We start from the raw sequence: 24,690 nt of genomic DNA, 5'->3' as shown, positions 1-24,690 counted from the left end.
CGTAGGGCCGGCCGTGGGTCCCGGCACGGTTCCGTGGTTCGTGCCGCCGGGGCGGCCTCTTCGTCTTCTTCGGCCTCTTCGGTCTGGGAGCGAGCCGATCACTTGCCGGTTCCTTCCGGTCGGGTGTCTTCGATGCGCACGCCGGTGGCGCCCAGCAGGGCCCCGTCGTCGGCGCGTTGGGTGGCGATCAGCCGGGCGCGGAGTGCCTGGCCGACGCGGTCGCGGTCCCGCGGGTCCACGCGGAACGCCGAGGCCTGTGCGTACTGGGGGTAGCGGGACCTCTGGGTCTCGGTCAGCTCGGTCGGTACGAGCCGCAGCCACTGTCCCTCGTCGGTCAGTGCGCCGTTCTCGATCGTGAGGTCGCCCTCGGTGGCGTACACCAGTTGCTGACTGGCCACGCCGCTGCCCTCACCCGCCCACACGACGGTGTCGTCACCGATCCAGGTGGCCTCCGCCGCGCGCAGGTCGAGGCCGAAGGCGCCACCGGGAGAGGGCGTCAGATAGGTGGGGTCGCCCGCCACGCGCCAGACCTCGTGCCCGTAGAGGGAGAAGTCGAGGGCCTCGTCGTCGGGGATGTCCTTCTCCTGCCCCTTGTGCAGGATGTAGCTGAGGGAGGCGGCCCCGTCGTTCAGCGGCACCTCGAAGACGAGCCCGAAGGGGTCCTCGCGCACCGGCAGGATGGGGTCGTTCCACTCGGGCGGGTCGGCGGACCCCGTCCAGGTGTGCAGTCCCCACCCCTCGTAGTCGCCGTCGGGCCGGTGGTAGTGCAGCACGGCCTTGGTGCCGTCCTGGGGCGGGTAGGCGGACTTGGGCCTGGCCTTCAGGACCGTCGCGTTGTTCTGCTCGGTCCACACCTCGCCGGACACGGCGACGTCGAGGACGCGCTCGGGTCCGTCGGGGACTCCGTCCTTCTCGACGGTGAACCGGATGGCGCCGGTACCGGAGCCGGGGGTGATCCACGCGAAGGCCCCGTAGGCGTCGCGGCCGGTGAACCGGGCCGTCGTACCGTCGGCGGTCCGCAGCAGCAGGCCGTCGTAGTCGCCGTCCGCGCGCCGGTGGTGGACGACCGCATGGTGTCGCTTCGCGGTCGGTTTCTCGGGGGCGGGGGGTTGTCCGGCGGTGGTGGCGGCGGTGTCGCTCGCGGTGCGTCCCGCGTGGTCGACGACGACGGCCTTGTAGCGCAGCGGCGTCCCGGCACGCACCGTGTCCGGCAGGTGCTGGGTCACCCTGTACGGGGCGTGGTCGGCCGAACCCAGAGTGCGCCAGGGCCCGTTACCGGCCTGGGCGGCGAACACCACCCGGTTCAGCCCGCCGCCGTCCACCTCGGCGGAGACCTCCACGTCACCGGTCGCACCGGCCGCCGGAGCCCGCACCGACACCGACGGCCCGGTGGCCGGAGTGGCCAGCGGCCTGGCCGCCTTCAGCACCACCGCGGACAGCGGCGGCACCTCCACCCGCACCTTCCGGTCCGCGCCGCTGCGCACCCGCACCGACGACCCGTACACACCGCGGAAGTCCATCCCCGCCGTGTACGTCGGCACCCCGACCGTCCGGGTACGGTCCGCGTTGTTCACCGCGACGACGTACTCGACCCGCTGTTTCGCATCCGTGCGCGAGAACGCGTACACACCCGGACCGTCGTCCGCGTACCGCTCCTCCTGCACACCGTCACGCAACGCCGGATGCCGTTTCGTCAGCTGTGAAAGGGAAGCGATCGACCGGTACAACGGATGCGCCGGGTCGTACGCGTCCGAGGCGTGCGTACGCTCCGTGCCGATCTGGTCGTCGTCCAGATACTCCGGGACCTTCGACGCGAACAGCGTCTGCCGGGCGTACACATCGTCCGCCGATCCGGTGAAGCCCTGCTCGTCACCCGCGTAGATCACCGGATTGCCCCGCGACAGGAACATCAGCTCATGGGCGAACCGGTCACGGCGCAGCAGCTCGGCATCGCCCGCGCCCGGGTTGTCCTGGCTGACGAAGCTCCCGATGCGCCCCATGTCGTGACTGCCGAGGAAGGTCACCTCGCCGTAGGCGTTGGCCTTGTCGGTGGTGTAGCGGTGGTCCTGGGCCAGGACGTGCGCGAGGTCGCGCGTGGGACCGCCGCGCGACGCGTAGTTGCGGAGCGCGGCCTGCAGCGGGAAGTCGAGCGTGGCGTCGAGCCGGCCCTCGGTCAGGTAGGGCGCCATGACGACGGGGTCGGCCGAGAAGGCCTCCGCGAAGATGAAGAAGTCCCGCTTCCCCTGCCGGGCCGCGTAGGCGTCCAGCGCCGTGGCCCACTGGGTCCAGAAGGCCATGTTGACGTTCTTCGCCGTGTCGACGCGGAAGCCGTCGATGCCGAAGTCCCTGACCCACGTCTCGTAGATCCGCCGCATGCCCTCGACGACCTCGGGCCGTTCGGTCCACAGGTCGTCGTTGCCCTTGAAGTCGCCGTACAGGGCGCTCTCACCGGCGAAGGTGGAGTCACCCCGGTTGTGGTACATCGTGGGGTCGTTCAGCCACGCCGGCACCTTGGCGTCGTGCTCGCCGGGGCGGGGGCGCGGCGTGTACGGGAGGCCGTCCTCGTCGACCTCGCGCATGCCGGAGCTGTCGTCGAAGGGTCGGCCCTCGGCGTCCAGGTAGGGGAACGCTCCCTTGGAGCGGTAGCCGTACGTCTTCTCCGCGTAGTCGACGGTGTCGGCGGTGTGGTTGGTGATGACGTCGAAGAAGACCTTCATGCCCTTGGCGTGGGCCTTGTCGACGAGTTCCGCCAGTTCGGCGTTGGTGCCGAAGTGCGGGTCGACCCGGGTGAAGTCGGTGATGGAGTAGCCGTGGTAGCTGGCCATCTCGGTGCCGCTCATGGTCTGCACCGGCCGGTTCTTGAAGACCGGGGCCATCCAGAGTGCGGTGGTGCCCAGGCCCTTGATGTAGTCGAGCTTCTCGATCAGGCCCCTCAGGTCACCGCCCTGGTAGAAGTGCTTGTCGGTCGGGTCGTGGCCGGTCTGCGAGCGGCCGCCGGTCAGGCCTCCCTCGTCGTTGGAGGTGGTCCCGTTGGCGAAGCGGTCGGGCAGCACCAGGTAGAACTGCTCGCGCGACGGGGCGGGGCGCGCCGGTGTGCGGGCGAGCGCGTGATCGGACGGCGGTCGCGGGGTCGCGGCGTCCGCGGACGGAGTGGTGGACGGGAGGGCCGGCAGCACGGACAGGATCAGTGCGACGGCCGACAATCGGGCGGTTCTGCGCCGGGACGGTAAACCGGTCATGGGGCCTTTCTTCTCCTCACCGGTCGAACGGGACGGGCCGCCCGGTGCGCGGCGGCGGGAGCCGGCGCGGACAAGGCGGGCCGCCCGGTACGCCTTGGAGGAGGCGGGCCGGGCGGTCCTTCGGTCGGCGAGACGGAGCGCTTGCCTGGTTCAGCTGCGCCAGGAGTCGCTCAGGAGCGTCTTGCCGCTGGATGGGACGGTGGCGGTGCGGTTGGCGCCGCTCTCCCAGGTGACGTTGCCGGAGGCGTCCTTGCGCAGGTACTTGTACGCGAAGGAGGTGCCGGCCGGGAGGGCGACGTCGAGCTTCCACACGGGGTAGGTCGCCGGGTCGAGCTTGAGGGCGGCGGCGGGGTTCCAGCTGCCGAGCGCGGCGTTGTCGCCGGTGACGTAGATGTTCTCGCCCCAGGCGGTGGTGGCGTCCACGCTGAACGAGGCGCCGGCCGTGGTCTCAGGGTCCGGGTTCGGGCCGGGGCCGGTGTCGGAGCAGCTGGTCGCCCCCGTGTGCAGGGCGAGCGCCGTGTTGCCGCCGAGGGTCGCGGTGAACTGCCCGGAGCCGTTCACGGTGACGGGCTTGCCGCTCTGGACGTCGCAGTAGGTGCCGGCGGGCAGCGACGTCTGGAAGGTGCGGTTGAGCGAGCCGGACTCGTGGTTGATCGCGACGTAGGCCTTGTCACCGCGGCCGAAGGCGATGGCGTTGTTGCCGTTGTCCCACCAGTTGGTCACGCCCGCGCTGCCGGCGGTGTTGCGGAACTCGACCATGCTCGCGATCTCGCGCCAGGCGTGCTGGCACTTCCACCCGTCGGTGTAGCAGGCGTTGACCTGGCCGTCGTTGGGGCTGCCCGCGTCGCTGCTGAACTCGTAGCCGGAGTGGACGTCCGGTGAGCCGTACGGCCAGGCCAGCATGAAGACGTGGGCGAGGGTGTAGTTGGCCCCGTCCTTGTAGGTCAGCGTCGTGTTGTGGCGCTCGGTGTCGTGGTTGGTCACGAAGGTGGCGGCCTTGCCGCTGGGGACGTAGCCCCAGGCCTCCCCGAAGTTCTTCAGGTACGCCAGCTTCTCGCCGGAGAAGACGCGCTTCAGGTCCTTGGCGAAGGAGAACTCCTGGACGTCACCGGTGCCGGTGTACTGGCCGGGCTGCACGGCCTCGCCGGGCGCCCCGATGGTCTCCTGCTTCCAGTAGACACCCGGGTTGCTGAGCCGGCCCTTGATGTTGGCGAGGTCACCCGGTGGGATGTGCTTGGCCGCGTCGACGCGGAAGCCGTCCGCCCCGAGGGACAGCAGGTCGTTCAGGTACCCGGCGATCGTCTTGCGGACGTACTCCTCGCCGGTGTCCAGGTCGGGCAGGCCGGACAGTTCGCAGTGGTGGACGTTCCAGCTGTCCCCGTAGTTGTCGATGTCCCTCGTGCAGTCGTCCAGGTCGGACGGCGAGTACAGGCCGGGATAGTTGTACTTGCTGTAGGAGGAACCCGCGGTCCCGGTGCCGGCGCTGTTGGCCATGTGGTTGATGACCGTGTCGACGACGACCTTGACGCCGGCGGCGTGGCAGGTGTCGATCATGTTCTTGAAGGCGGTGCGGTCGCCCAGTTTCGTGCCGATCCTGTAGCTGACGGGCTGGTAGGCGGTCCACCACTGCGGGCCCTGGACCCGCTCGTTCGGCGGCGACACCTGCACGTACCCGTACCCGGCCGGCCCGAGGTCGTCGGTACAGGCCTTGGCGACGGAGTTGAAGTTCCACTCGAACATCACCGCGGTGACGTCCTTGTCGCCGGGCGGGTCCGCCTGCGCGGTCCCGGGTGCCGTGACGACCACAGCGGCTCCCGCCACAAGGGCGAGTGCAGTGGCCACGGTCTTGTTGGCCATAGTTCCTCCTGATCCACCTGATGCGGATGAGAGGCCTTCACGCAGCAACGCGCCTTGCCCGACAGGCCTGTGGGGAGACTTGCTGAAACACGTCAGCAAGTTGTTGCGATCGAGACCGTACGAGCCCCCTCACCATCGGTCAACCCTTCACGACGGGACTCTTGCTTTTCCCTCCGGAAACCTCAACATCACTGGCAGGAGGGAAAATTGACGCCCTGCAAAGACTTTCGCAAGCGTTTCAGAGGTGTTACGTTCAATCACCGCCCGGTCCGGCGGCCCGGAGGCCTCGACAGCTGTCGGAGCCCACGCGCCCGGCCCGCCGGACCGGGCTCCAGCCGGGGCTCCGCAGCCTTCATGCCGCCCCGCAGCCCCGACCGGGGCCGGCTGCGGAGCCTCTCCCCGGGCCGGTGCGCTCACCCGCCGCGCCGCGCCGTGGAACCGCGCACGACCAGCTCCGGCTGGAAGACGAACTCGGTCCGCTGAACGGGTGTTCCGCCGACCTCCTCCAGCAGTGCCCCCACCGCCGCGGTCGCCATCGCCTGCACCGGCTGACGCACGGTGGTGAGCGGCGGGTCGGTGAACGGGATCAGCGGCGAGTCGTCGAACCCGATCACCGAGACGTCGTGCGGAACCGACAGGCCCCGTTCGCGCACCGCGCGGATCGCCCCCAGGGCCATCAGATCACTGCCGCAGACCAGGCCGGTGCACCCCCCGTCCAGCAGCGCCGCCGCGGCCGCGTGGCCTCCCTCCACCGTGAACAGGGTGCGCTCGATGTGCGCTTCGGCCTCTTCCGCCCGCATCCCGCAGAAGGAGCGCACGGCCGCGAGGAAGCCCTCGGCCTTGCGCCGCGACGGCACGAAACGGGTGGGGCCGACGGCCAGTCCGACCCGCGTGTGCCCCAGGTCGGCCAGGTGCCGCACCGCCATCCGTACCGCGGACCGGTCGTCGGACGACACGAAGGACGCCGTGATGCGCTCGTTGTAGCCGTTCACCAGAACGAACGGCAGTCCTCGGGAGGCGAGTTTGTGGTACCGGACCGGGTCGGCCGTCGTGTCCGCGTGCAGCCCGGACAGGAAGACGATGCCCGTGACGCCCCGGTCCTCCATCTGCTCCACCAGTTCGTCCTCGGTGGACCCGCCGGGCATCTGCGTGCACAGCACGGGCGTGTATCCGTGCCCGGCCAGCACCTGCTCGATGACCTGGGCGAAAGCCGGGAAGATCGGGTTCGTGAGCTCCGGGATCACCAGCCCGATCAGGCCGGCGCTGCGCTGGCGCAGCCGTACGGGCCGCTCGTAGCCGAGTACGTCGAGTGCGGCCACCACCCGCCGCCGGGTGGCGGGGGCGACTCCGGGTTTCCCGTTGAGCACGCGGCTCGCCGTGGCCTCACTCACCCCGGCCTGCGCGGCGATGTCGGTGAGCCGCGGGGTGCCGTGCTCGGCACCCCGCGTCAGGGAGAGGGTCACACCGCCCACCAGACGGTGCTGTCCGCGGGGAGCCCGGCCGCGTCGCCCTCGGTCACCGGCTCGCAGCTGCTGAGCAGCGGCCGCCCCTGCGGGGTCCACCGCACCGGCGCACCGGTCAGGTTGACGGTGCAGACCAGGTCGCCGGCCCAGGTCTGGTCGCCCGGGCCCCGCGCGGTGCGGCGGAAGGCGAGGACGCCCTCAGGGGCCTCCAGCCACTCGACTCCCTCGCCGGCGCCCAGGGCGGGGTGCTCCCGGCGCAGTGCCAGGGCGCTGCGGTAGAGCTCCAGCGTCGAGCCGGGGTCGCCGGACTGCGCCTCGACCGACAAGTGCCTCCAGCTCTCCGGCTGCGGCAGCCAGCTCGGTCCGCCCGCGACGGGTCCGAAGCCGTACGGCGCCTCGGTCCCCGACCACGGGATCGGTACCCGGCAGCCGTCCCGCAGCCCGTCCTGCCCGTTGTCCCGGAAGAACGAGGGGTCCTGCCGCACCTCGTCCGGCAGGTCGGTCACCTCCGGCAGGCCGAGTTCCTCACCCTGGTAGAGGTAGGCGGACCCGGGCAGGGCCAGCATCAGCAGCGTCGCCGCGCGGGCCCGGCGCACCCCCTGCTCGGGACCGTCCACGGCGAGGCGGGTGGTGTGCCGGACGACGTCGTGGTTGGACAGCACCCAGGTGCTGGGCGCGCCCACCGGGCGCATGGCGTCGAGGCATTCGTCGATGGCCCGGCGCAGGGCGCCGGCGTCCCAGCCGGCTCCTAGGTAGTGGAAGTTGAACGCCTGGTGCAGCTCGTCCGCCCGCAGGTAGTTGGCCGTGCGCTCGGCGCTCGGTGTCCACGCCTCGGCGACGCCGATGCGCTCTCCCGGGTACTCGTCCAGGATCCTGCGCCAGGACCGGTAGATCTCGTGCACGCCGTCCTGGTCGAAGAAGGGCAGTGACTGGGTGCCCAGCAGCTGCAGCTGCCCGGTGCGCCCCATGTCAGGCAGCCCTGCGGCCTTGACCAGGCCGTGGGCGACGTCGACGCGGAAGCCGTCGACGCCCATGTCGAGCCAGTAGCGCAGGACGGAGCGGAACTCGTCCCGCACGGCCGGGTTGTCCCAGTTGAAGTCGGGCTGCTCGGGAGCGAAGAGGTGGAGGTACCACTCCCCCGGTGTGCCGTCCGGGTTCTTCGTGCGCGTCCAGGCGGGGCCGCCGAAGATGGACTCCCAGTCGTTGGGCGGAGCCTCACCGGCGGTCCCGCGTCCCGGCCGGAAGTGGAAGCGGTCGCGCAGCGGGGAGCCGGGGCCCTCACGTAAGGCGCGCTGGAACCAGTCGTGCTGGTCCGAACAGTGGTTGGGGACCACGTCGACGATCACGCGCAGCCCCAGGGCGTGCGCGTCGCGGATCAGTTCGTCCGCGTCGAGCAGCGTGCCGAACACGGGGTCGACGGCCCGGTAGTCGGCGACGTCGTAACCACCGTCGGCCTGGGGCGAGACGTAGAAGGGGCTGAGCCAGACGGCGTCGACGCCGAGGTCCCTCAGGTACGGCAGCCGGGAGCGGATGCCCTGGAGGTCGCCCACCCCGTCGCCGTCGCTGTCGGCGAAGCTGCGGGGATAGACCTGGTAGATCACGGCCTCCCGCCACCAGCCCGGACGCTCGCCGGGACCGGAGGGTCGGGTACGGGTGCCGGGTTCGGCAAGGTACTGGATCATGGTTCTCCTGCCTGCGTTGGGGGACGGTCAGGACTTGGTGGCGCCTGCGGTCAGGCCGGAGACGAGATGCCGCTGGACGAGTCCGAAGACGATCGCGGCAGGGACCGCGATGATCACGGCGGCCGCGGTCAGTGCGCCCCAGTCGCTCGTGTACTGGTTGACGAACGTCTGGAGGCCTCCGGCGAGCGTGAGGTTCTCCTCGCCGGTCATGAAGGCGGACGCGTAGGCCACTTCGCCCCAGCCGGTGATGAAGGTGTAGAAGGCGGTGACGGCGAGCCCCGGCTTGGCCAGGGGCAGCACCAGCCGCCAGAACGTGCCGAACGGGGTGAGCCCGTCGACCCGGCCGGCTTCGTCGATCTCGACCGGGATGCCGTCGAAGTAGCCCTTCATCATCCAGGCGCAGAACGGCACGGCGACGGTGAGGTAGGTGACGACCAGTCCGATCGGCTGGTTGAGCAGCCCGAGGCCGGCGAGCAGGTTGTACAGCGGCACGATGAGCACCGCGACCGGGAACATCTGGGTGAGCAGGAGCATCCACATCAGGGGGCGCATGCCGGGGAAGCGGAAACGGCTCACCGCGTAGCCGGTGGTGGCGGAGATGAAGACGCCGATCAGCGTGGTCAGTCCGACGACGACCAGCGAGTTCTGCAGCCAGGACAGGAAGTCGGTGTCGCGTACGACATGGCTGTAGTTGCCGAACGTGAAGTCCTTGACGAGCGAGGTGTCGAACGCGTCGGTCTTCGGTTTGAAGGAGGTGGCCAGCAGCCACAGCGGGGGGAAGACCGCGACGACGGAGGCGGTCAGCAGGGTCAGGTGCAGTCCGAGCGAGGCCAGCGGGCCGCGCTCGCCGCGCTTGCGCGCGGAGGCCGGCGGCTCGGTGCGTACGGGGGTGCGCGTGATCGTGTCGGTCACCAGGTGTCTCCCTGCTTGCGCAGTGCGCGGCGGTAGGCCGCGGTGACGAGTGCCAGGAGGAGCAGGATCAGCACGCCCCAGGCGGCGGACGTGGAGTAGTCCCGCGGGCTGATGACGAAGGACAGGCGGTAGGCGTACGTCACCAGGATCTCGGTGGCGTCGCCCGGGCCGCCCCGGGTCAGCAGGAAGATCACCGGGAACATGTTGAAGGTCCAGATGGTGCTGAGCAGGACGACCGTGCTCGAGACGGACCGCAGTCCGGGCAGGGTGATGTGGCGGAAGCGCTGCCAGGGACTCGCCCCGTCCATCTCCGCGGCCTCGTAGAGGTCTCCGGGGATGGACTGCAGGCCGCCGAGGAGGGCGATGAGCATGAACGGCACGCCCACCCAGACGTTCACCGCGATGACGGAGATCTTCGCCCAGGTGGGGTCGTTCAGCCAGGAGATCCGGTCGAACCCGGCGCCGGTGAGCAGTTCGTTGAACAGGCCGCTGCGTTCGTTGAACAGCAGGCGCCAGGTGAACACGGAGACGAACGCCGGTACCGCCCAGGGCAGGACCAGGGCCGTGCGGTACAGGGTGCGGCCCTTGAAGGTGCGGTTGAGCATGACGGCCAGGGACAGCCCGAGGGCGAAGGAGAGCGCCACGCAGCTGACCGTCCACACCACGGTCCAGCCGAGCCGGTCCCAGAAGACCCCGTCACCGAGGATCGCCCGGTAGTTGGCGAGTCCGACGTGCTCGTACGTCGCGGGGATGTGGTTGACGCCGATGGTGCGCTCGACGTTGGCCTCGTTGGCGTCGGTGAAGGACAGCCAGACGCCGCGCGCGAGGGGGTATCCGATGATCACGCCGATCACGGCCACCACGGGGGCGACCATGCTCCAGGCGTACCAGTGGGTGGCCAGGGCCCTGCGCAGACGCCCCGGGGTCCTGGGATTCTTGTGGCCGGTGCGGTGGGCCCGGCCGCGGGCACCCTGTGTGCCCGCGGCCTTCGTCACCGACTGGCCGGTCTCGACAGCCATGGGTCGTCGGTCCGCCTTCCCGTGGCCTACTTGTAGTCCTTGAGCAGCTTGCGGTAGGCGTCGCCGGTGCTCGACGCCGCCTCGTCCGGGCTGGTCTTGCCGGCCAGCACGTTGGCCATCTGCAGCCGGATGGGCTCGAAGAGGGCGTTGCCCTGGGCGATCCACGGCCGCTCCACGGCCTTGTCGACCGCCGGCTTGAAGAACTTCACCATCTCGTTGTCCGCGACGGCCGGCACCTCGTAGACGGAGGTGCGGGTGGGGAGCAGGCTCAGCTTCTCGGTGGTCTCCTGCTGCACCTCGGCGGAGCTCATGTACTTCACGAAGGCGTAGGAGGCGTCGAGGTTCTTCGAGCCGGCGTACACCGACAGGTTCCACCCGCCCTGAGGTGATCCCTGACCGGCGCTGCCGGCCGGGACGGGGGCCACTCCGAGGTTGGCGGGATCCTTGAACCGGGCTCCCGCCCTGACGTCCTCGATGGCCCACGGCCCGTTGAGCATCATGGCGACCTTGCCCGACTTGAAGGCGTTCTGCATGTTGTTCCAGCCGTCGGACGCGTCCGTGATGGCCGCTTCGCTGTCCACCAGGTCCTTGAGGATCCGGTACGCCTTCACACCGGGCCCGTCGTCGATGGTGACGGTCTTGTTCTTCTCGTCGACCAGGTCGCCGCCCTCGCCGTAGAGGTAGGGCAGGAACCAGTACGGGTCGTCGCCCCGCAGGTAGAGGCCGGTTGCGCCGGTCTTCTCCTTGATCCTGGCGGCGGCCGTCTTCAGCTCGGCGACGGAGGCGGGTGCCGGGACGCCGGCCTTCTTCAGCAACTCCTTGTTGTAGAAGAGCGCCAGGGTGTCGATCACCTGCGGGACCGCGTAGGTCTTCCCCTCGTACTTCGTGCTGGCCGCGGCCTGCGGGAGGTAGTCCGACGCGTCGTCGAGGGCGGCCGTGCCGTCGAGCGGGGCGAGGTAGCCGATGCTGGCGAAGTCCGCGACCCAGGCCACCTCCGTGCGCATCACGTCCGGGGCACCGGAGTTGCCGCCCGCCGCGTTCTTGAACTTGGCGTTCGCCTCGCCGAACGGCACGTTGACGTACTTGACGTCGACCTTCGGGTGCTCCTTCTCGAAACGTTCCGCGAGGGCCTGGTACGTCGCCTTCTCCGCCTCGTTGGAGGTGTCCCAGAAGGTGACGGTTCCCGACAGCTCCCCGCTGCCCCCGCCGACACCGTTCCGGCCGTCGTCGTCCCCGCCACATGCCGAAGCCGTCATGGCCAGAGCCGCGACCAGCGCGGTGGCCGCAATGCCACGCCGCATGTCAACTCCCCTGATTCTTCCCGGAATTGGGCGGAGGCGTCGAGGCCTCACGCCAACCGCTCCTGTGCGGCGCCGGGGTTGCCAGGAACGTAACAGGGACGAAAGAGCACCGAAAGACGTTGCGGCAATTTACTGCAAGCATTTTCAGACATTGTGCGGACGACGGACAGGCGTACTGCGCAGCCCCGTCGTTTCCCCACGCAGTGGGCACAGCGGCGGCCAGCGGGTAAAGTGCCCTGCCATGACCATGCGGCTCGCCGACATCGCAGCCCAGGCGGGCGTCAGCAAGGCCACGGTCAGCCGCGTGCTCAACGGCGCGCGCGGTGTGGCCACGGACACCCGCGACTCCGTGCTCGCCGCACTCGACACGCTGGGGTACGAGTACCCGTCACGGCAGCGGCGTGCGGAGCTGGTCGGCCTGATCACACCGGAGCTGGACAATCCCGTCTTCCCCGCGCTGGCCGAAGTGATGGGGCAGGCGCTCACGCGCCGGGGGTACACGCCCGTCCTGGCCACGCAGACGCCGGGGGGTTCGACCGAGGACGAACTCACCGAGATGCTCGTGGGCCGCGGAGTGGCCGGCATCGTCTTCGTCTCCGGGCTGCACGCCGACACCACCGCAGACACCGGACGCTACGACCGGCTGCACCAGCAGCGGGTGCCCTTCGTGCTCGTCAACGGGTTCTCCCCCCGGATCGAGGCGCCCTTCGTCTCCCCGGACGACCGGGCCGCCATGCGTCTGGCCGTGGCGCATCTGGCCGAGCTGGGACACGAGCGCATCGGGCTCGCGCTCGGGCCGGAGCGCTTCGTGCCGGTCCAGCGCAAGATCGAGGGTTTCCGCGTCGGTATGCACGAGCACCTGGGGCTGTCTGCGCAGGAGGCCGGGGAACTGATCCAGCACTCGCTGTTCTCCCTGGAAGGCGGCCAGGCGGCGGCGTCCGCACTGATCGACAGGGGGTGCACGGCCGTCGTGTGCGCCAGCGACATGATGGCCCTCGGCGCCGTCCGGGCCGCGCGCCAGAGAGGCCTTGCGGTTCCCGGCGACCTCTCGGTCGTCGGCTTCGACGACTCGCCGCTCATCGCCTTCACCGACCCTCCGCTGACCACGATCAGACAGCCCGTCAAGGCGATGGGGCAGATCGCCGTGGACGCGCTGCTGGAGGAGATGTCCGGAACGCCGCCGCCGCGCACCGAGTTCGTCCTCATGCCGGAACTGGTGGTCCGGGGGTCCACCGCCGCCACTCCGCGGGACGGCCGGCGCCCGCCGGACCGGCACTGACCCGCCGGCCACCGCCCGGACACGACACGCCGGAGCGGCCGAGGTCCCGTGGTCCCGGTCCGGCCCGGCGTCACGCGGACGCGAGCAGCGGACGCCACCAGTCCGCGTGGCGCTCGTACCACTGGGCGGTCTCGGCCAGGGCGGCCGCGAAGTCGGTGCGGGGCCGGTATCCGAGTTCGACGGTGATCTTGCCGTGGTCGACCGCGTAGCGCCGGTCGTGCCCCTTGCGGTCCTCGACGTGTTCGATCCGCTCCGGGCCCGCGCCGCACAGGGCGAGCAGCCGGTGCGTGAGCTCCAGGTTGGACAGCGAGGTGCCGCCCCCGATGTTGTAGACCTCCCCCGGCCGGCCCGACACGCGGACGAGTTCGACGGCCCGGACGTGGTCGTCGACGTACAGCCAGTCGCGCTCGTACCGTCCGTCGCCGTAGAGCGGGACGGTGCCGCCGGACAGCAGGCGGGCCAGGAAGCGCGGGATGAGCTTCTCCGGGTGCTGGTGGGGCCCGAAGTTGTTCGAGCAGCGGGTCACCCGGACGTCCAGTCCGTGCGTGCGGTGATGGGCCAGGGCGACCAGGTCCGAGGCCGCCTTCGACGCCGCGTACGGCGAGGTGGGCCGCAGGGGATCGCTCTCCTTGGCGGCCCCTTGGGGGAGGGAGCCGTACACCTCGTCGGTGGAGACGTGCACGAAGGTGCGCACGCCGTGGCGGAGCGCGGCGTCGAGCAGCACCTGGGTGCCCAGCACATTGGTGCGGGTGAAGGCGTCGCCGTCGGCGATGGAACGGTCGACGTGCGACTCGGCGGCGAAGTGCACGATCTGGTCGTGGCGTCGGGCCAGCGCGTCCACCAGGGACGCGTCGCACACGTCGCCCTGGACGAAGGTGAGGTCGGGGTGGTCGCGCACCGCGTGGAGGCGTGCGAGGCTGCCGGCGTAGGTGAGTTTGTCGAGGACGGTCACCGCCGTGCCCCCGGGTCCTCGGGGCGACAGGAGGTGGCGGACGTAGGCGGAGCCGATGAAACCCGCCCCGCCGGTGACGAGGATCGCTGCGTTCATGGGGTGAGGTACACCTTGCTGTGGTCGCCGATCACCAGACGGTGAGCTTGCGGAAGACGGGGGGCCGGGCCCACGACGGCGCCGCGGCCGATGAGGGACGCCTCGATGCGGGACGCCCCCTCGACCTGCGCACCGCGCAGCAGGACGGAGTACTCGACGGCACTGTCCTCGACCCGGCAGTCCTCCCCGACGGAGGTGTACGGGCCGACGCTGGAGTTGCTGACGACGGCGCCCGCGCCGATGACCACCGGGCCGACGACGCGTGACCCGCGCACCACCGCGCCCTCGGCCACCCGGACCCGGCCGATCAGCGTGCTGTGCGCGTCGACCTTGCCCTCGATCCGGCCCTCCAGCCCGTCGAGGACGTGGCGGTTGACCTCCAGCATGTCCTCCACGCTGCCGGTGTCGCGCCAGGGCCGGGTGGTGGTCTCGGCACGCACGCGCAGCCCTTGGTCGACCATCCACTGCACGGCGTGGGTGATCTCCAGCTCGCCGCGTGCCGAGGGGGCGATGGCGCGCACCGCCTCGTGCACGGCCGGGCTGAAGGCGTACACGCCGATGAGGGCGAGCGCGCTGCGCGGAGTGTCGGGCTTCTCCTCCAGGCGCAGCACGTTCCCTTCGGCGTCGACCTCCGCGACTCCGAACGCGGAGGGGTCCGCTACGGGGGTCAGCAGCAGCCGGGCCGCCGCGGCATCGGCGGCGGCAAGACGCACGAAGTCGGTGACCCCCTGCGGGAGGTAGTTGTCGCCCAGGTACAGCAGGAAGTCGTCGTCACCGAGGAAGTCGCGGGCGATGCGCACCGCGTGCGCGAGGCCGAGCGGGCGGGACTGTTGCAGGTAGGTGATGCGTAACCCGAACTCCGTACCGTCACCGGTCAGTTCGCGGATCTCGCGGCCGTGCGACCCCACGACGACGCCGACTTCCCGGATGCCCGCCGCGGCGAGGGAGTCCAGCGCGTAGAACAGCACGGGTCTGTTGGCGATGGGGAGCAGCTGCTTGGCGCCGGTGTGCGTGAACGGCCTCAGTCTGCTGCCGGTTCCACCTGCCAGGACCAGGGCCTTCACCTCGGCCTCCGCGGGGGCGGACCGGTCGGGGGGCGTTTTCTCACAGGTCTCTCCTCGCATGAGAGGCGTGGCGTCGCCGTGGGCACATCGACTCAAGCAGACTGCCGCGCCCCCTCGCAACAACTTTCTGAAACGATCCGCAAAGCCTTGCAGTCATCTGTGTTCAAGTGTTTGACTCAAGTCGAACCGCCAACCGTGGTGTGTCACACCGCAGTTCGCCGGTGATCGCGTACAGCCGGTCCGACGAGCAGGGACAGCGATGACAGGTTTACGGCAGACCCAGCACCTGGCCCGGGAGGCCCGGCATCTGGCGCCGGGCGCTTCCGAGGAAGCCGTTCACGGACGCCGGGTGTTCGCCGAGGGGCACGGTCCCGTGCTGACCGACCTCGACGGCAACCAGTACCTCGACTTCGCCGCCGGCACCCTCACCCAGTCCCTGGGCCACGGGCACCCGGAGGTGGTCGAGGCGCTCACCGCCCAGGCCCGCCGTCTGTGGAACGTCCACGACAGCGCCACTCCGGACCGCGCCGGCCTGCTGGACCTGCTCGCCAGGCTGCTGCCCGAGCGGCTCGACACCTACGCGTTCTTCTCCACCGGCGCGGAGGTGGTCGAGGCCGCACTGCGGGTCGTCCAGGCGACCGCGCCGCCGGGACGCAACCGGATCGGCGCCCTGCGGCACGGCTTCCACGGCAAGACCATGGGGGCCAGGATGCTCGTGCACTGGGACATCGGCCACCAGGCGTTCAGCGGCAACAGCGTGCTGGGCTACAGCCCTTACTGCTACCGCTGCCCCCTGGAGCTGGAGTACCCGTCGTGCGACGTGCGCTGCGCGACGCTGGTGCGCCGGCACATCGCCGAGAAGCCCAACGTCTCCGCGCTGGTCTTCGAACCCGTCCTCGGCGCGGCGGGGGTCATCGTGCCGCCGCCGGGTTACTGGGAACGCATCGCGGACGCCTGCCGGGAGGGCGGCGTCCTGCTCGTCGCGGACGAGGTGCTCACCGGCGGCGGACGTACGGGGGCCTTCCTCGCCAGTGACCTCTTCGGCGTCGAACCGGACCTTGCGATGCTGTCCAAGGGCACCGCGAGCGGGTTCCCCTTCGCCGTTCTCGCCGGCCGTGCGGAGCTGCTGCGCAGGCCGGAAGCGGCCACCTCGGGGGCGTACGCCTCGACGTACGCGAGCAACCCGCTGGGCATCGCCGCCGCCCGCGCCACGCTCGAGGTCGTCGAGCGCGACCGGCTGATCGACCGCGTACGCGTCCTCGGCGAGATCATGGAGGACCGGCTGCGCGTCCTGGAGTCCCGCTTCGACCGGCTGGGCCAGGTGCGCGGCCTCGGACTGCTGTGGGGCCTGGAGTTCGTCACCGATCCCGCCGCCCGCACACCCGCGCCGGAGACGGCCCGGGCCGTCTACACCACGGCCCTGGACCTGGGACTGCGCGCCTCCCTCGGAGGCCACATCCTGCGCCTGGCCCCGCCGTTCACACTCGACGAGGCCCTGCTCGAGGAGGGTCTGCGGCTGTTGGAGAAGGCCCTCGAACGGGTGATCGCGTGATCGTGGCGGAGCGCCTCGTCAAGGAGTTCCGGCTGGCCGAACGCAAACCCGGCCTGCTCGGTAGCCTCTCCACCCTCCTCACCCGCCGCCACCGCGTGGTGCGTGCGGTCGACGACGTCTCCTTCGAGATACCGGCCGGCACCAAGACGGCCTACATCGGCGCCAACGGGGCCGGCAAGTCGACCACGATCAAGATGCTGACCGGCATCATGACCCCCACCTCCGGCCGCTGCACGGTCGCCGGCCTGGAGCCGTACCGGCACCGGCAGCGCAACGCCCGCACCATCGGCGTCGTCTTCGGCCAGCGCAGCCAGCTGTGGTGGGACCTGTCGGTGCCGGACTCCTTCCGCATCCTGCGCCGCGTCTACGACATCCCCGAGCCGGTCTACCGGCGCAACCTCGACCTGTTCCGCGAGCTCCTCGACATCGACGCGCTGGGTTCGACCCCCGTACGGCAGCTGAGCCTCGGCCAGCGCATGCGCGCCGAGATCGCGGCGAGCCTGCTGCACGACCCCGCCGTCCTGTTCTGGGACGAGCCCACCATCGGCCTCGACATGGTGCTCAAGGACGCGGTGCGCCACCTGGTCAACCGCGCCCACCGGGAGCTGGGCACCACCGTGGTGCTCACCAGCCACGACATCGCCGACATCGGCGCGATCTGCGACAGCGCCCTGGTCGTCGACCACGGCCGGGTCGTCCACCAGGGGACCCTGAAGGACCTGCTGCGCACCGCCGACCACCGCTCGGTCGTCTTCGACCACCGGGACGGCACCGCGGCCGGTACCGTCCGCGCCCGCATCGAGGCCGGTCTGCCGGGCGTGCGCGCCACACCGGACGACGGCGGCCGCACCCGCGTCGACTACCCGACCGGCCGCTACACCTCCCGGCAGGTCCTCACCTTCCTCCTGGACCGCTTCGACCTCGCCGACTGGTACGCCCCCGAACCCGGCCTGGAGGACGTGCTCCGCAGGATCTACGGCCGCGCACGCGTTCCCGGCGACACACCCGACGGGGCCGGCCGTACACCTGACGGTGCCGCATGACCGCCCGCCTGCGCCGCTACACGCCGTTCGCCACCAGCGGCCTGCAGTCCCTGCTGCAGTACCGCTCGATGTTCGCGATGACCGCGATGACCGCGGCCGCCGGCGCGGCGGTGACCGTCTTCCTGTGGCGCGCCGTGTACGCGGGCACACCCGGCCGCGGACCCGGCGGCTTCACCGTGGAGGACATCACCACCTACCTGCTGGTGGCCCAGATCCTGCAGGTGCTGCACACCAACCGGGTGGACGACGAGGTCGCGGCCGAGGTGTACCGGGGTGACGTCGCGGTCATGCTGGTGCGCCCCGTCAGCTACCCGGTGATGCGGTTCTTCGCCTGCCTGCCCGTGGTGGGGGCCAACGCCGTCCTGGTCGGCCTGCCGGTCCTCGGCCTGTTCGCGCTGCTCGTCCCGCTCACCGCGCCCCGGCCGGTGGACCTGCTGCTGTTCGCCTTCTCCACCGTCCTGTCGGTGCTGCTGGCGTTCTGCGTGAACCTGCTGACCGGCATGACCGGTTTCCTCACCACCAACACCTGGGGCGTGCGGATGGTCAAGCAGAGCGTCGTCGCCTTCTTCGCCGGACAGCTCGTGCCGCTCGCGCTGATGCCGGGCCCGCTGGCCGCGCTCGCGAAGGCCCTGCCCTTCCGCGGCATGGTCGACGGTCCGCTGACCCTGCTGCTCGGCCGCTACGACGGCTGGACGGACGCCGCCGGGGTGCTCGTCCAGCAGGCGGCCTGGGCGGCCGGGCTGTCGCTGCTGTGCGCCGCGCTGTGGCGCGCCGCCCTGGGACGGCTGGAGGTGCTCGGCGGATGACGCGCACCATGACGCGGTACCTGCGGCTGGCCTGGTTCCTGGGCGGGGTGGGCCTGCACCGGCTGGCCGCGTACCGCATGGACTTCATGCTCGGCGCGGGCGCCTTCCTGGTGCGGGTCGGCATCCAGACGGCGGTCGTCGGCCTCGTCTTCCGGCAGGTCCCCGCCGTGGGCGGCTGGTCGTACCACGAGGTGCTGTTCCTGCTGGGGTTCTCCCTGCTGCCGCGCGGGCTCGACCACCTCTTCACCGACCAGTTGTGGGAACTGGGCCGCAAACTGGTCCAGCGCGGGGAGTTCTACCGCTACCTCGTCCGGCCGGTCGACCCGCTGTTCTCCTTGCTGTCGGAGCGTTTCTTCCACCCCGACGGGCTCGGCGAGCTCGTCGTCGGCGCCGTCCTGGTGGGATACGCGGGGAGCGAGCTCGGCCTGTCGCTCAGCCCCGTGCAGTGGGTGCTGGCGCCCGTGCTGGTGCTGTGCGGGGCGCTGCTGCACACCTCGGTGAAGCTGCTCTTCGCCTCCCTGTCCTTCTGGACGGTGACGAGCATGCCCGCGATGTACGCGGCCAACCAGGTGTCGGAGTTCTCCGCCTACCCCCTGGACATCTACCACCCCTCGCTGAAGGCCCTGCTCACCTGGGTCCTGCCCTTCGCCTTCACCGCCTACGTGCCCTGCGTCTACCTGCTGAGCGGCGGGACCGGCCTGCTCGGCTGGCTGCCCGTGGTGACCGCCGGCGCCCTGGCCCTCGCGCTGACCGTCTGGCGCCGCGGCGTCAACCGCTACGAAATGACCGGAAGTTGAGCCTGGCATGATGAGAAACGACGATCTGGTCCCCTTGCTGCGCACCGCCCCGTGGATGCCCGAGGACGGTCGGCGGGCCGAGCGCTTCGAGTGCGTCGACCACGCGGACCTCGGCGCCACCGCCCGCCTGCTGGTCGTGGCCGCCGTCGGCGGGCCGGCGTCGGGGCGGCGCTACTTCGTGCCGGTGCGGTCCGCACCCACGGGGCACGGCGCCGAAGAGGCGCACGGAAGCGTCGAGTTCGACTCCGCCGTGCTGGACGCGGTCCGCGCCGGACGCCGGCTGCCCACCGCCCGCGGCGGCCGGGTGCTCTTCCGCGGTGCGGGACTCACCGCGCACTCGGTGCGCCGGCTGCCGTTCGAGCGGGGCTGGTCCTCCAACGTGCTGTCCCTGGTGGAGAACGACGGGACTGCCTACGTCCACAAGACCTACCGGCGGCTGGACGAGACCGTCCGGGAGCCGGAACTCCTGCGGCTGATGAACGGGACCGGCCGCACCCCCGACTGGGCGGGCGACTACGCCTACGTCGACCCGGCGGACGGCACCCACCGCCCGCTGGGGGTGTTCTACCGATACGCCCCCGGAGACGGGATCGACCTGCCGCTGAGACACAGCATGCGGTCCCTGTGGCCGAAGGTGACCGGCGGACGGGCCCCCGGCTCACTCGACGACGTCGTGCGGGCACACCTGCGCCCGCTCGCGGACAACCTGCGCGACGCCGGGCGCTTCCTGGCCGGCTTCCACCGCGACCTGGCCGGCCGGCTCGGCCGGGGTCCCGTGCCGCCGTACCCGGTACGGGAGATGCTGGCCCGGGCCACCACCCGCACGGACGCACTGGCCTCGGCGGACATCGACCTGCCCGAGGCCCCGCGCACCGCCGCCTTCACGGCCCTGCGGCAGGAGACCGCCGCGCTGCGGAGCGCCTTCGACGCCGCCCCTGCGGGGTTCCCCTCAGGGCCGTGCCACGGCGACCTGCACCTGTCCCACCTGCTGTGTCGGCCGCGCGACGACGGAGGCTGGTCGATGAACGTCATCGACATGTCCACCCCCGCCCTCGGCCCCGACGAGGCGGGCTGGGCCGCGCAGTCGCCGGTCCAGGACCTGGTCGCCGTCCAGCGCGCCCTGGAGTACTTCACCGCCGACGAGGCGGCCTTCGAGAGCGCACGGCGCCTCGGCGTCGACTCCATGGAGACGATGCGGGACGCGCTGGACGGCGCCGGCGACCGGCCGCCAGGGCAGCGCTCCGCACTGCGCCCGGTCTTCCACGCCGCCGACGTCTGGCGGGCGCACGTGCTGCGGCTGCTCCTCGGACGCACGGTGGACGACCCCCTGCGCCGACTGCTGTACCTGGACCGGCTGCTGCACGAACTCGCCTACAACACCGACCACGCCCGCCCCTACCACGCCGCGATCGACCTGCGCCACGCCCTCGCGCTCGGCGCCCGCACCCCGGCCCCGACCCTCCCAGCAAGGACGTGAACGTGACCGAACCCCCGATGCACATCATCGAGACCTACTTCGAATGCTGCGGCTTCGACCACACCTTCCTGCAGGGCGGCACCTCGGTGTACCTGTGGAACCTCTCCCGGGAGTTCGCCGCCCGCGGGCACCGGGTCTCCCTCGTCACCCCCGCACACGGCAGACTCGACGACCTGCGCGGCAGGTACGAGGTGGAGGACCTCGGCTACTCGGACGAGTACGTGCTGCCGCTGGTCCTCGACCCGGAGGTGTGGCACGGCTTCCCCGCCGAGACCGGACTGCCCGTGCGCACCACCGCGCACCGCATCCGCCTCGACGGCGTGGACCTGTACTTCCTGTCCAACGAGCACCTCGACCGGCTCCCGGACACCTTCTACCCGCCGTACTCCGCCAAGGGCCGGGACCTGGTCTTCTTCAAGCCGCTGGTCTTCCAGGTGGACAGCGTGCGCTTCCTGCGTCACTGGTTCGGCGGGGAGCGGGCGATCGTCCACGCCCACGAGCCCTTCTACCACTACCTGCTGCCGGCCGCGCTGCGCGACGACCCGACGAAGCACGTCGTCAGCACGGTGCAGAGCAACATGCCGATCACCAAGAAGGTCTACGCGCCCGAGGTCCGGCGCCTGCTCGAGCTCCTGGACACACCGGACGGCCTGCCGCAGGAGCACCCGCCGGCCGGGCCGGACCTCGAAGCGGTGCGCCAGTACCAGCAACTGACCCATCTGCACTACGAGTACCCGCCGGACCACGTGACCGTCTACCGGTTGGTCCTGGAGAACGCCGACCTGATCGACTTCCTCTCGCCCGGCCAGCTCGACTTCTACGCCTCCTTCCGGGACACGCCCTTCGAGGCGCTCTTCGCGCACCTGCCCCTGGCGCAGGCCGTGAAGGAGAACGCGCACAAGATGTTCGTCGGGGGCTGCGCCATATCCGACCAGTGGCTCGCCTGGGACCCGGGCGAGGTGGACCGGTCGGCGGTGCTCGAAGGGCTGGGACTGGATCCCGCGCTGCCGACGTTCTTCCACAACGCCCGCTACGCCCTGCACCACAAGGGCCAGCTGGAGCTGATGCGCGCCGTCGACCGGGTGCTGGGCGACGGCCTGGCCGCGAACTTCGTCGTGCGCTGCATCTCCGGCACCCCGCTCGACGACCCCTACTTCCGCGAGGTCGCCGAGCGGCACCGGGGCCGGCTGCACCTGGAGTCGGAGCGGGTGGACGAGCGGCGGGTGTTCGAGTACGCGTCGGCCGCCGACTTCTGCCTGTTCCCCTCCAAGTTCGAGATGGACACCTTCCTCATCGCCCAGGGCGAGGCGATGGTGTGCGGGGCGGTGCCCATCGCGACGGCACAGGAGGGCATGGCGCACTTCCGGCACGCCCGTCCCGAGCCGGAGACCACCGGCCTCGCCGTCAACCGCTCCTTCGCCGAGGACGACCCGCTGCTCACCGCCGCGCTCGCCGCGCGCATCCGGGAGGCGGTGGCGCTGTGGTCCGACGACCCGGCCCGCTACCGCGAGCTGTCCCAGCGCGCGGCGGCGGTGGCCCGGCAGTTCACCTGGGAACACTGCGCGGACCTGCATCTCGCCGCGTTCGGCCGCCTGTGGCGGGGCGAGCCGGCCGAGCTGCCCGCCGAACGCGCCCTGCGGCACGGCTGGTTCGACCTGCTGAAGGACGAGGAGATCACCGAGGAGGCGGCCCTCGCCCACGGCGACCCGGCGGCGTACGCGCGCCGCGCCCCCGTCGACGCCCCGGTCGCCCGTCGGTTCTTCCACGCGGCCTGGGAGCGGGCCGACTTCAGTACGTGCGAACGGATCGTGGAGCGCCACCCGGCCGCGGTGACCGCCGAGGAGGTGCGCGCCCTGCGGGAGCGGTGCTCGGTCGGCGGCGACGGCGGGCTGGTGTACCGGCTGCCGCACGCCGAGCGGGTGGAGCTGGTGATCCCGGCCCCGCGCGGCCCGGCGGTCCGGGCGCTGCCCGGGGTGCGGGAGCTGCGCCGCACCGCACCCGGCGTGTTCGAGGGACCGCCGCCGCGGCCGGGGGCGCGGCTGCTGCTGACGCTGTCCTCCGGCCGGGTCACCTGGGACGAGGCCCGTCATGGCTGAGCGGGGAGGGGTGCGCGCGGTGCTGCTGGCGGGCGGCGAGGGACGGCGCATGGGGCCGCTGGGCGAGGGGCGCCTGAAGCCGCTCGTCCCGTACGGAGGCGCCTGCCGCCTGATCGACTTCAGCCTCGCCAACGCGCGCGACTCGGGACTGGGGGAAGTACTGCTGCTGTCCCAGTACGAGGAACGCCGGCTGATGGACGACCTGTACCGGGTGTGGAACCGCGACCCGGGCTTCCGAGTGCACTTCGGGCCGTACGACGACGCCTACCGGGCCGCGGGCGCCGGGCTCCCCCGCGAGCTGCCCGCACGTACCTGGCCGGCCGAGCGCGGTACCGCGGACGCCCTGATCCGCAAGGCCGGGCACGTCTTCGGCGGTGACCGCGAGCAGGTCCTGGTGCTGCACGCGGACCACGTCTACCGCTTCGACTACCGGCCGCTGATCGCGGAGCACCGGGCCTCCGGCGCCGCCCTGACCGTCGCCTACCAGCGGATCGAGCGGCGCTGGGTCCACCTGTTCGGGATGGTCCGCTTCGACCGGGCGGGCCGGCTCACCGAGTTCGTGGAGAAGCCCGACGAACCGACCAGCGACCTGGTGTTCGCCGCGTTCTGCGTCTTCGACGCCGCGGTGCTGCACCGCTACCTGGAGAAGCTGGACGGCACCGACTGGCAGCACGACATCAGCCGGGACGTCATCCCCGCGATGCTCGCGGGCGGCGAGGATATCCGCGGCCACGAGGTAGCCGGCCACTGGGAGGACATCGGCACCGTCGAGCGCTACCACCGGGCGCACCTGATGCTCGCGGCCGGCGGGCCGCGGGCCGGGCTCCCGGTCGAACGGATGCCCAGGACCGTCCGGCCCGGGGTGGACCGGGGCTGGGTGGCCGACTCCCCGGGCGTGGTCGCCTCGTTGGTCCCGGCGGACCTCGTCAACGACGGCCGGGTGGAGCACAGCGTGCTCTTCCCCGGAGTCACCGTCGGGGCGGGCGCCCGGGTCCGGCGCAGCGTACTGCTGCCCGGTGCCACGGTCGGCCCCGGTCAGCACATCGACTCGGCGGTGGTCCTGGAGAACGGACAGGTGCAGCGGGTCGAGGACCCCGCGGCCGTCACGGAAGGAACCCGCACATGAACCCGTCCCCTTACGACGTCCTGGTGGTCGGCGGAGCCGGCGTGGACACCGTCGTCCGCGTCGAGAAACTGGAGGTCCCCCCGGGTGACTCGCTGCACGTGCCTCCGGTGTACGACTACGTGGCGCACACCGGCAACGGCGTGGCGCTCGGCTGGCACGCCCTGGGCCTCACCACCAAGTTCATCGACTTCCTCGGCGACGATCCCCAGGGTCACGCGGTGCTCGCCGCGTACGCCGGGCACGGTCTGGACTTCAGCCACGTGGTGTCCCCGCACGGCACCCCGCGCGGCGTCAACCTGGTCGACGCGCAGGGCCGCCGCTTCTCCTTCTACGACTCCCGGCACCCCGCGGACCTGCGGCTGCCGCGCGCCTTCTACCTGCCCCACCTGGAGCGGGCGCGCCATGTCCACCTCTCCATCGTGGGGCACAACCGCGACCTGTACGAGGACGTCCACCGGCTCGGGGTGACCAGCTCCACCGACCTGCACGACTGGGACGGTGTCGACCCCCACCATCGCACCTACGCCCTCGCCTCCGACTACGTCTTCATGAGCGCCGCGGCCGTCCACGACCGGCTTCCGGAGGTCCTGCACGGCATCGTCGACGAGGGCCGGGCCCGCTTCGTCGTGGCCACCGACGGAGCGGACGGCTGCCACGTGCTCGTGCGGGGCGAGGCTGGGGTGCGCCACTTCCCGGCCGTGCGGCCGGAGCGGCCCGTCGTCGATTCCAACGGGGCCGGCGACGCCTTCGTCACCGCGTTCCTCCACGCCCACTTCGAAGGGCGGCCGGTGGAGGAGTGCGTCCTGGCCGGATCGGTGTCCGGGGCCTTCGCCTGCGGTGCCGCCGGCACCCACACCGAGTTCATCGACCTGCCCGGCCTGCGCGCGGCCTGCGCCCGCGCGCAGGCCGCGGCGGAGTGAAGGAGCCCC

At 71.3% G+C, this 24,690-nt stretch carries 18 protein-coding genes; 9 read left to right on the top strand and 9 right to left on the bottom strand.

The genetic code is table 11. The annotated features are described in order from the left end of the window. Positions 1-98: 98 nt before the first annotated feature. The 7 genes from JHAT_RS02910 to JHAT_RS02880 form a co-directional block, all read right to left on the bottom strand. Entirely contained in the window at positions 99-3,239 is a 3,141-nt protein-coding gene (locus JHAT_RS02910; RefSeq protein WP_077796429.1) for an alpha-amylase family glycosyl hydrolase, read from the bottom strand. A gap of 150 nt (positions 3,240-3,389) precedes the next feature. Then, the gene (locus tag JHAT_RS02905; protein ID WP_077796428.1) at positions 3,390-5,096 is read right to left on the bottom strand and encodes a carbohydrate-binding module family 20 domain-containing protein; all 1,707 of its coding nucleotides are present in this window, start codon (positions 5,094-5,096) and stop codon (positions 3,390-3,392) included. A gap of 413 nt (positions 5,097-5,509) precedes the next feature. Next, positions 5,510-6,568 carry a LacI family DNA-binding transcriptional regulator gene (locus JHAT_RS02900; RefSeq protein ID WP_107481806.1) on the bottom strand — a complete coding sequence of 353 codons (1,059 nt, stop codon included), beginning with the start codon at positions 6,566-6,568 and terminating at the stop codon, positions 5,510-5,512. Beyond that, entirely contained in the window at positions 6,556-8,241 is a 1,686-nt protein-coding gene (locus JHAT_RS02895) for a glycoside hydrolase family 13 protein (RefSeq protein ID WP_077796427.1), read from the bottom strand. The genes JHAT_RS02900 and JHAT_RS02895 overlap by 13 nt, the downstream gene beginning before the upstream one ends. Before the next feature lie 27 nt (positions 8,242-8,268). Then, positions 8,269-9,153, bottom strand: a complete 885-nt coding sequence (locus tag JHAT_RS02890) for a carbohydrate ABC transporter permease (RefSeq protein WP_077796426.1) — start codon at positions 9,151-9,153, stop codon at positions 8,269-8,271. Then, positions 9,150-10,172 carry a carbohydrate ABC transporter permease gene (locus JHAT_RS02885; RefSeq protein ID WP_077796425.1) on the bottom strand — a complete coding sequence of 341 codons (1,023 nt, stop codon included), beginning with the start codon at positions 10,170-10,172 and terminating at the stop codon, positions 9,150-9,152. The genes JHAT_RS02890 and JHAT_RS02885 overlap by 4 nt, the downstream gene beginning before the upstream one ends. A gap of 26 nt (positions 10,173-10,198) precedes the next feature. Next, positions 10,199-11,473 carry an extracellular solute-binding protein gene (locus JHAT_RS02880; protein ID WP_077796424.1) on the bottom strand — a complete coding sequence of 425 codons (1,275 nt, stop codon included), beginning with the start codon at positions 11,471-11,473 and terminating at the stop codon, positions 10,199-10,201. 241 nt (positions 11,474-11,714) lie between these two features. Here JHAT_RS02880 and JHAT_RS02875 point away from each other — a divergent pair, with 241 nt between their 5' ends. Then, entirely contained in the window at positions 11,715-12,752 is a 1,038-nt protein-coding gene (locus JHAT_RS02875) for a LacI family DNA-binding transcriptional regulator (RefSeq protein WP_077796423.1), read from the top strand. Between the two features lie 70 nt (positions 12,753-12,822). On the opposite strand, the gene rfbB is transcribed toward JHAT_RS02875, so the two are convergent. Next, the gene (rfbB, locus tag JHAT_RS02870; RefSeq protein WP_077796422.1) at positions 12,823-13,800 is read right to left on the bottom strand and encodes a dTDP-glucose 4,6-dehydratase; all 978 of its coding nucleotides are present in this window, start codon (positions 13,798-13,800) and stop codon (positions 12,823-12,825) included. Beyond that, positions 13,797-14,864, bottom strand: a complete 1,068-nt coding sequence (locus JHAT_RS02865) for a glucose-1-phosphate thymidylyltransferase (protein WP_077796421.1) — start codon at positions 14,862-14,864, stop codon at positions 13,797-13,799. The genes rfbB and JHAT_RS02865 overlap by 4 nt, the downstream gene beginning before the upstream one ends. Before the next feature lie 259 nt (positions 14,865-15,123). On the opposite strand from JHAT_RS02865, the gene JHAT_RS02860 reads away from it, so the two are divergent. The 8 genes from JHAT_RS02860 to JHAT_RS02825 are packed head-to-tail and all read left to right on the top strand — an operon-like array spanning position 15,124 to position 24,681. Then, positions 15,124-16,416 (top strand): aspartate aminotransferase family protein, encoded by a 1,293-nt coding sequence (locus JHAT_RS02860; RefSeq protein ID WP_077796420.1) that lies wholly within the window; start codon positions 15,124-15,126, stop codon positions 16,414-16,416. Beyond that, on the top strand, positions 16,413-17,459 hold the full coding sequence (locus JHAT_RS02855) for an ATP-binding cassette domain-containing protein (RefSeq protein ID WP_077796419.1): 1,047 nt from the start codon (positions 16,413-16,415) through the stop codon (positions 17,457-17,459). Before JHAT_RS02860 ends, JHAT_RS02855 begins: the two co-directional genes overlap by 4 nt. Continuing rightward, positions 17,456-18,265, top strand: a complete 810-nt coding sequence (locus JHAT_RS02850; RefSeq protein WP_077796418.1) for an ABC-2 family transporter protein — start codon at positions 17,456-17,458, stop codon at positions 18,263-18,265. The genes JHAT_RS02855 and JHAT_RS02850 overlap by 4 nt, the downstream gene beginning before the upstream one ends. After that, the gene (locus tag JHAT_RS02845; protein ID WP_077796417.1) at positions 18,262-19,062 is read left to right on the top strand and encodes an ABC transporter permease; all 801 of its coding nucleotides are present in this window, start codon (positions 18,262-18,264) and stop codon (positions 19,060-19,062) included. Before JHAT_RS02850 ends, JHAT_RS02845 begins: the two co-directional genes overlap by 4 nt. Before the next feature lie 10 nt (positions 19,063-19,072). After that, positions 19,073-20,539: a phosphotransferase gene (locus JHAT_RS02840; protein ID WP_171990713.1), complete on the top strand. Its 1,467-nt coding sequence runs from the start codon at positions 19,073-19,075 to the stop codon at positions 20,537-20,539. Between the two features lie 2 nt (positions 20,540-20,541). Next, positions 20,542-22,635 (top strand): glycogen/starch synthase, encoded by a 2,094-nt coding sequence (locus tag JHAT_RS02835; protein ID WP_253195386.1) that lies wholly within the window; start codon positions 20,542-20,544, stop codon positions 22,633-22,635. Continuing rightward, the gene (locus JHAT_RS02830; protein WP_077796415.1) at positions 22,628-23,761 is read left to right on the top strand and encodes a sugar phosphate nucleotidyltransferase; all 1,134 of its coding nucleotides are present in this window, start codon (positions 22,628-22,630) and stop codon (positions 23,759-23,761) included. Before JHAT_RS02835 ends, JHAT_RS02830 begins: the two co-directional genes overlap by 8 nt. Beyond that, the gene (locus JHAT_RS02825) at positions 23,758-24,681 is read left to right on the top strand and encodes a carbohydrate kinase family protein (protein WP_077796414.1); all 924 of its coding nucleotides are present in this window, start codon (positions 23,758-23,760) and stop codon (positions 24,679-24,681) included. Before JHAT_RS02830 ends, JHAT_RS02825 begins: the two co-directional genes overlap by 4 nt. Positions 24,682-24,690 lie beyond the last annotated feature (9 nt).

The organism is Streptomyces sp. JHA26, from assembly GCF_002005565.1.
Lineage (GTDB): Bacteria > Actinomycetota > Actinomycetes > Streptomycetales > Streptomycetaceae > Streptomyces.
Note: the sequence above shows the minus strand (reverse complement) of the source record. Positions and strands in the feature narration are given on the sequence as shown.

Bases quoted from the DNA above. Each gene is read 5' to 3' on its own strand.
- JHAT_RS02895 (WP_077796427.1), bottom strand. From the start codon at position 8,241: ATGATCCAGTACCTTGCCGAACCCGGCACCCGTACCCGACCCTCCGGT.
- JHAT_RS02825 (WP_077796414.1), top strand. From the start codon at position 23,758: ATGAACCCGTCCCCTTACGACGTCCTGGTGGTCGGCGGAGCCGGCGTG.
- rfbB (WP_077796422.1), bottom strand. From the start codon at position 13,800: ATGAACGCAGCGATCCTCGTCACCGGCGGGGCGGGTTTCATCGGCTCC.
- JHAT_RS02885 (WP_077796425.1), bottom strand. From the start codon at position 10,172: ATGGCTGTCGAGACCGGCCAGTCGGTGACGAAGGCCGCGGGCACACAG.
- JHAT_RS02875 (WP_077796423.1), top strand. From the start codon at position 11,715: ATGACCATGCGGCTCGCCGACATCGCAGCCCAGGCGGGCGTCAGCAAG.
- JHAT_RS02830 (WP_077796415.1), top strand. From the start codon at position 22,628: ATGGCTGAGCGGGGAGGGGTGCGCGCGGTGCTGCTGGCGGGCGGCGAG.
- JHAT_RS02860 (WP_077796420.1), top strand. From the start codon at position 15,124: ATGACAGGTTTACGGCAGACCCAGCACCTGGCCCGGGAGGCCCGGCAT.
- JHAT_RS02905 (WP_077796428.1), bottom strand. From the start codon at position 5,096: ATGGCCAACAAGACCGTGGCCACTGCACTCGCCCTTGTGGCGGGAGCC.
- JHAT_RS02840 (WP_171990713.1), top strand. From the start codon at position 19,073: ATGAGAAACGACGATCTGGTCCCCTTGCTGCGCACCGCCCCGTGGATG.
- JHAT_RS02910 (WP_077796429.1), bottom strand. From the start codon at position 3,239: ATGACCGGTTTACCGTCCCGGCGCAGAACCGCCCGATTGTCGGCCGTC.
- JHAT_RS02880 (WP_077796424.1), bottom strand. From the start codon at position 11,473: ATGCGGCGTGGCATTGCGGCCACCGCGCTGGTCGCGGCTCTGGCCATG.
- JHAT_RS02850 (WP_077796418.1), top strand. From the start codon at position 17,456: ATGACCGCCCGCCTGCGCCGCTACACGCCGTTCGCCACCAGCGGCCTG.
- JHAT_RS02845 (WP_077796417.1), top strand. From the start codon at position 18,262: ATGACGCGCACCATGACGCGGTACCTGCGGCTGGCCTGGTTCCTGGGC.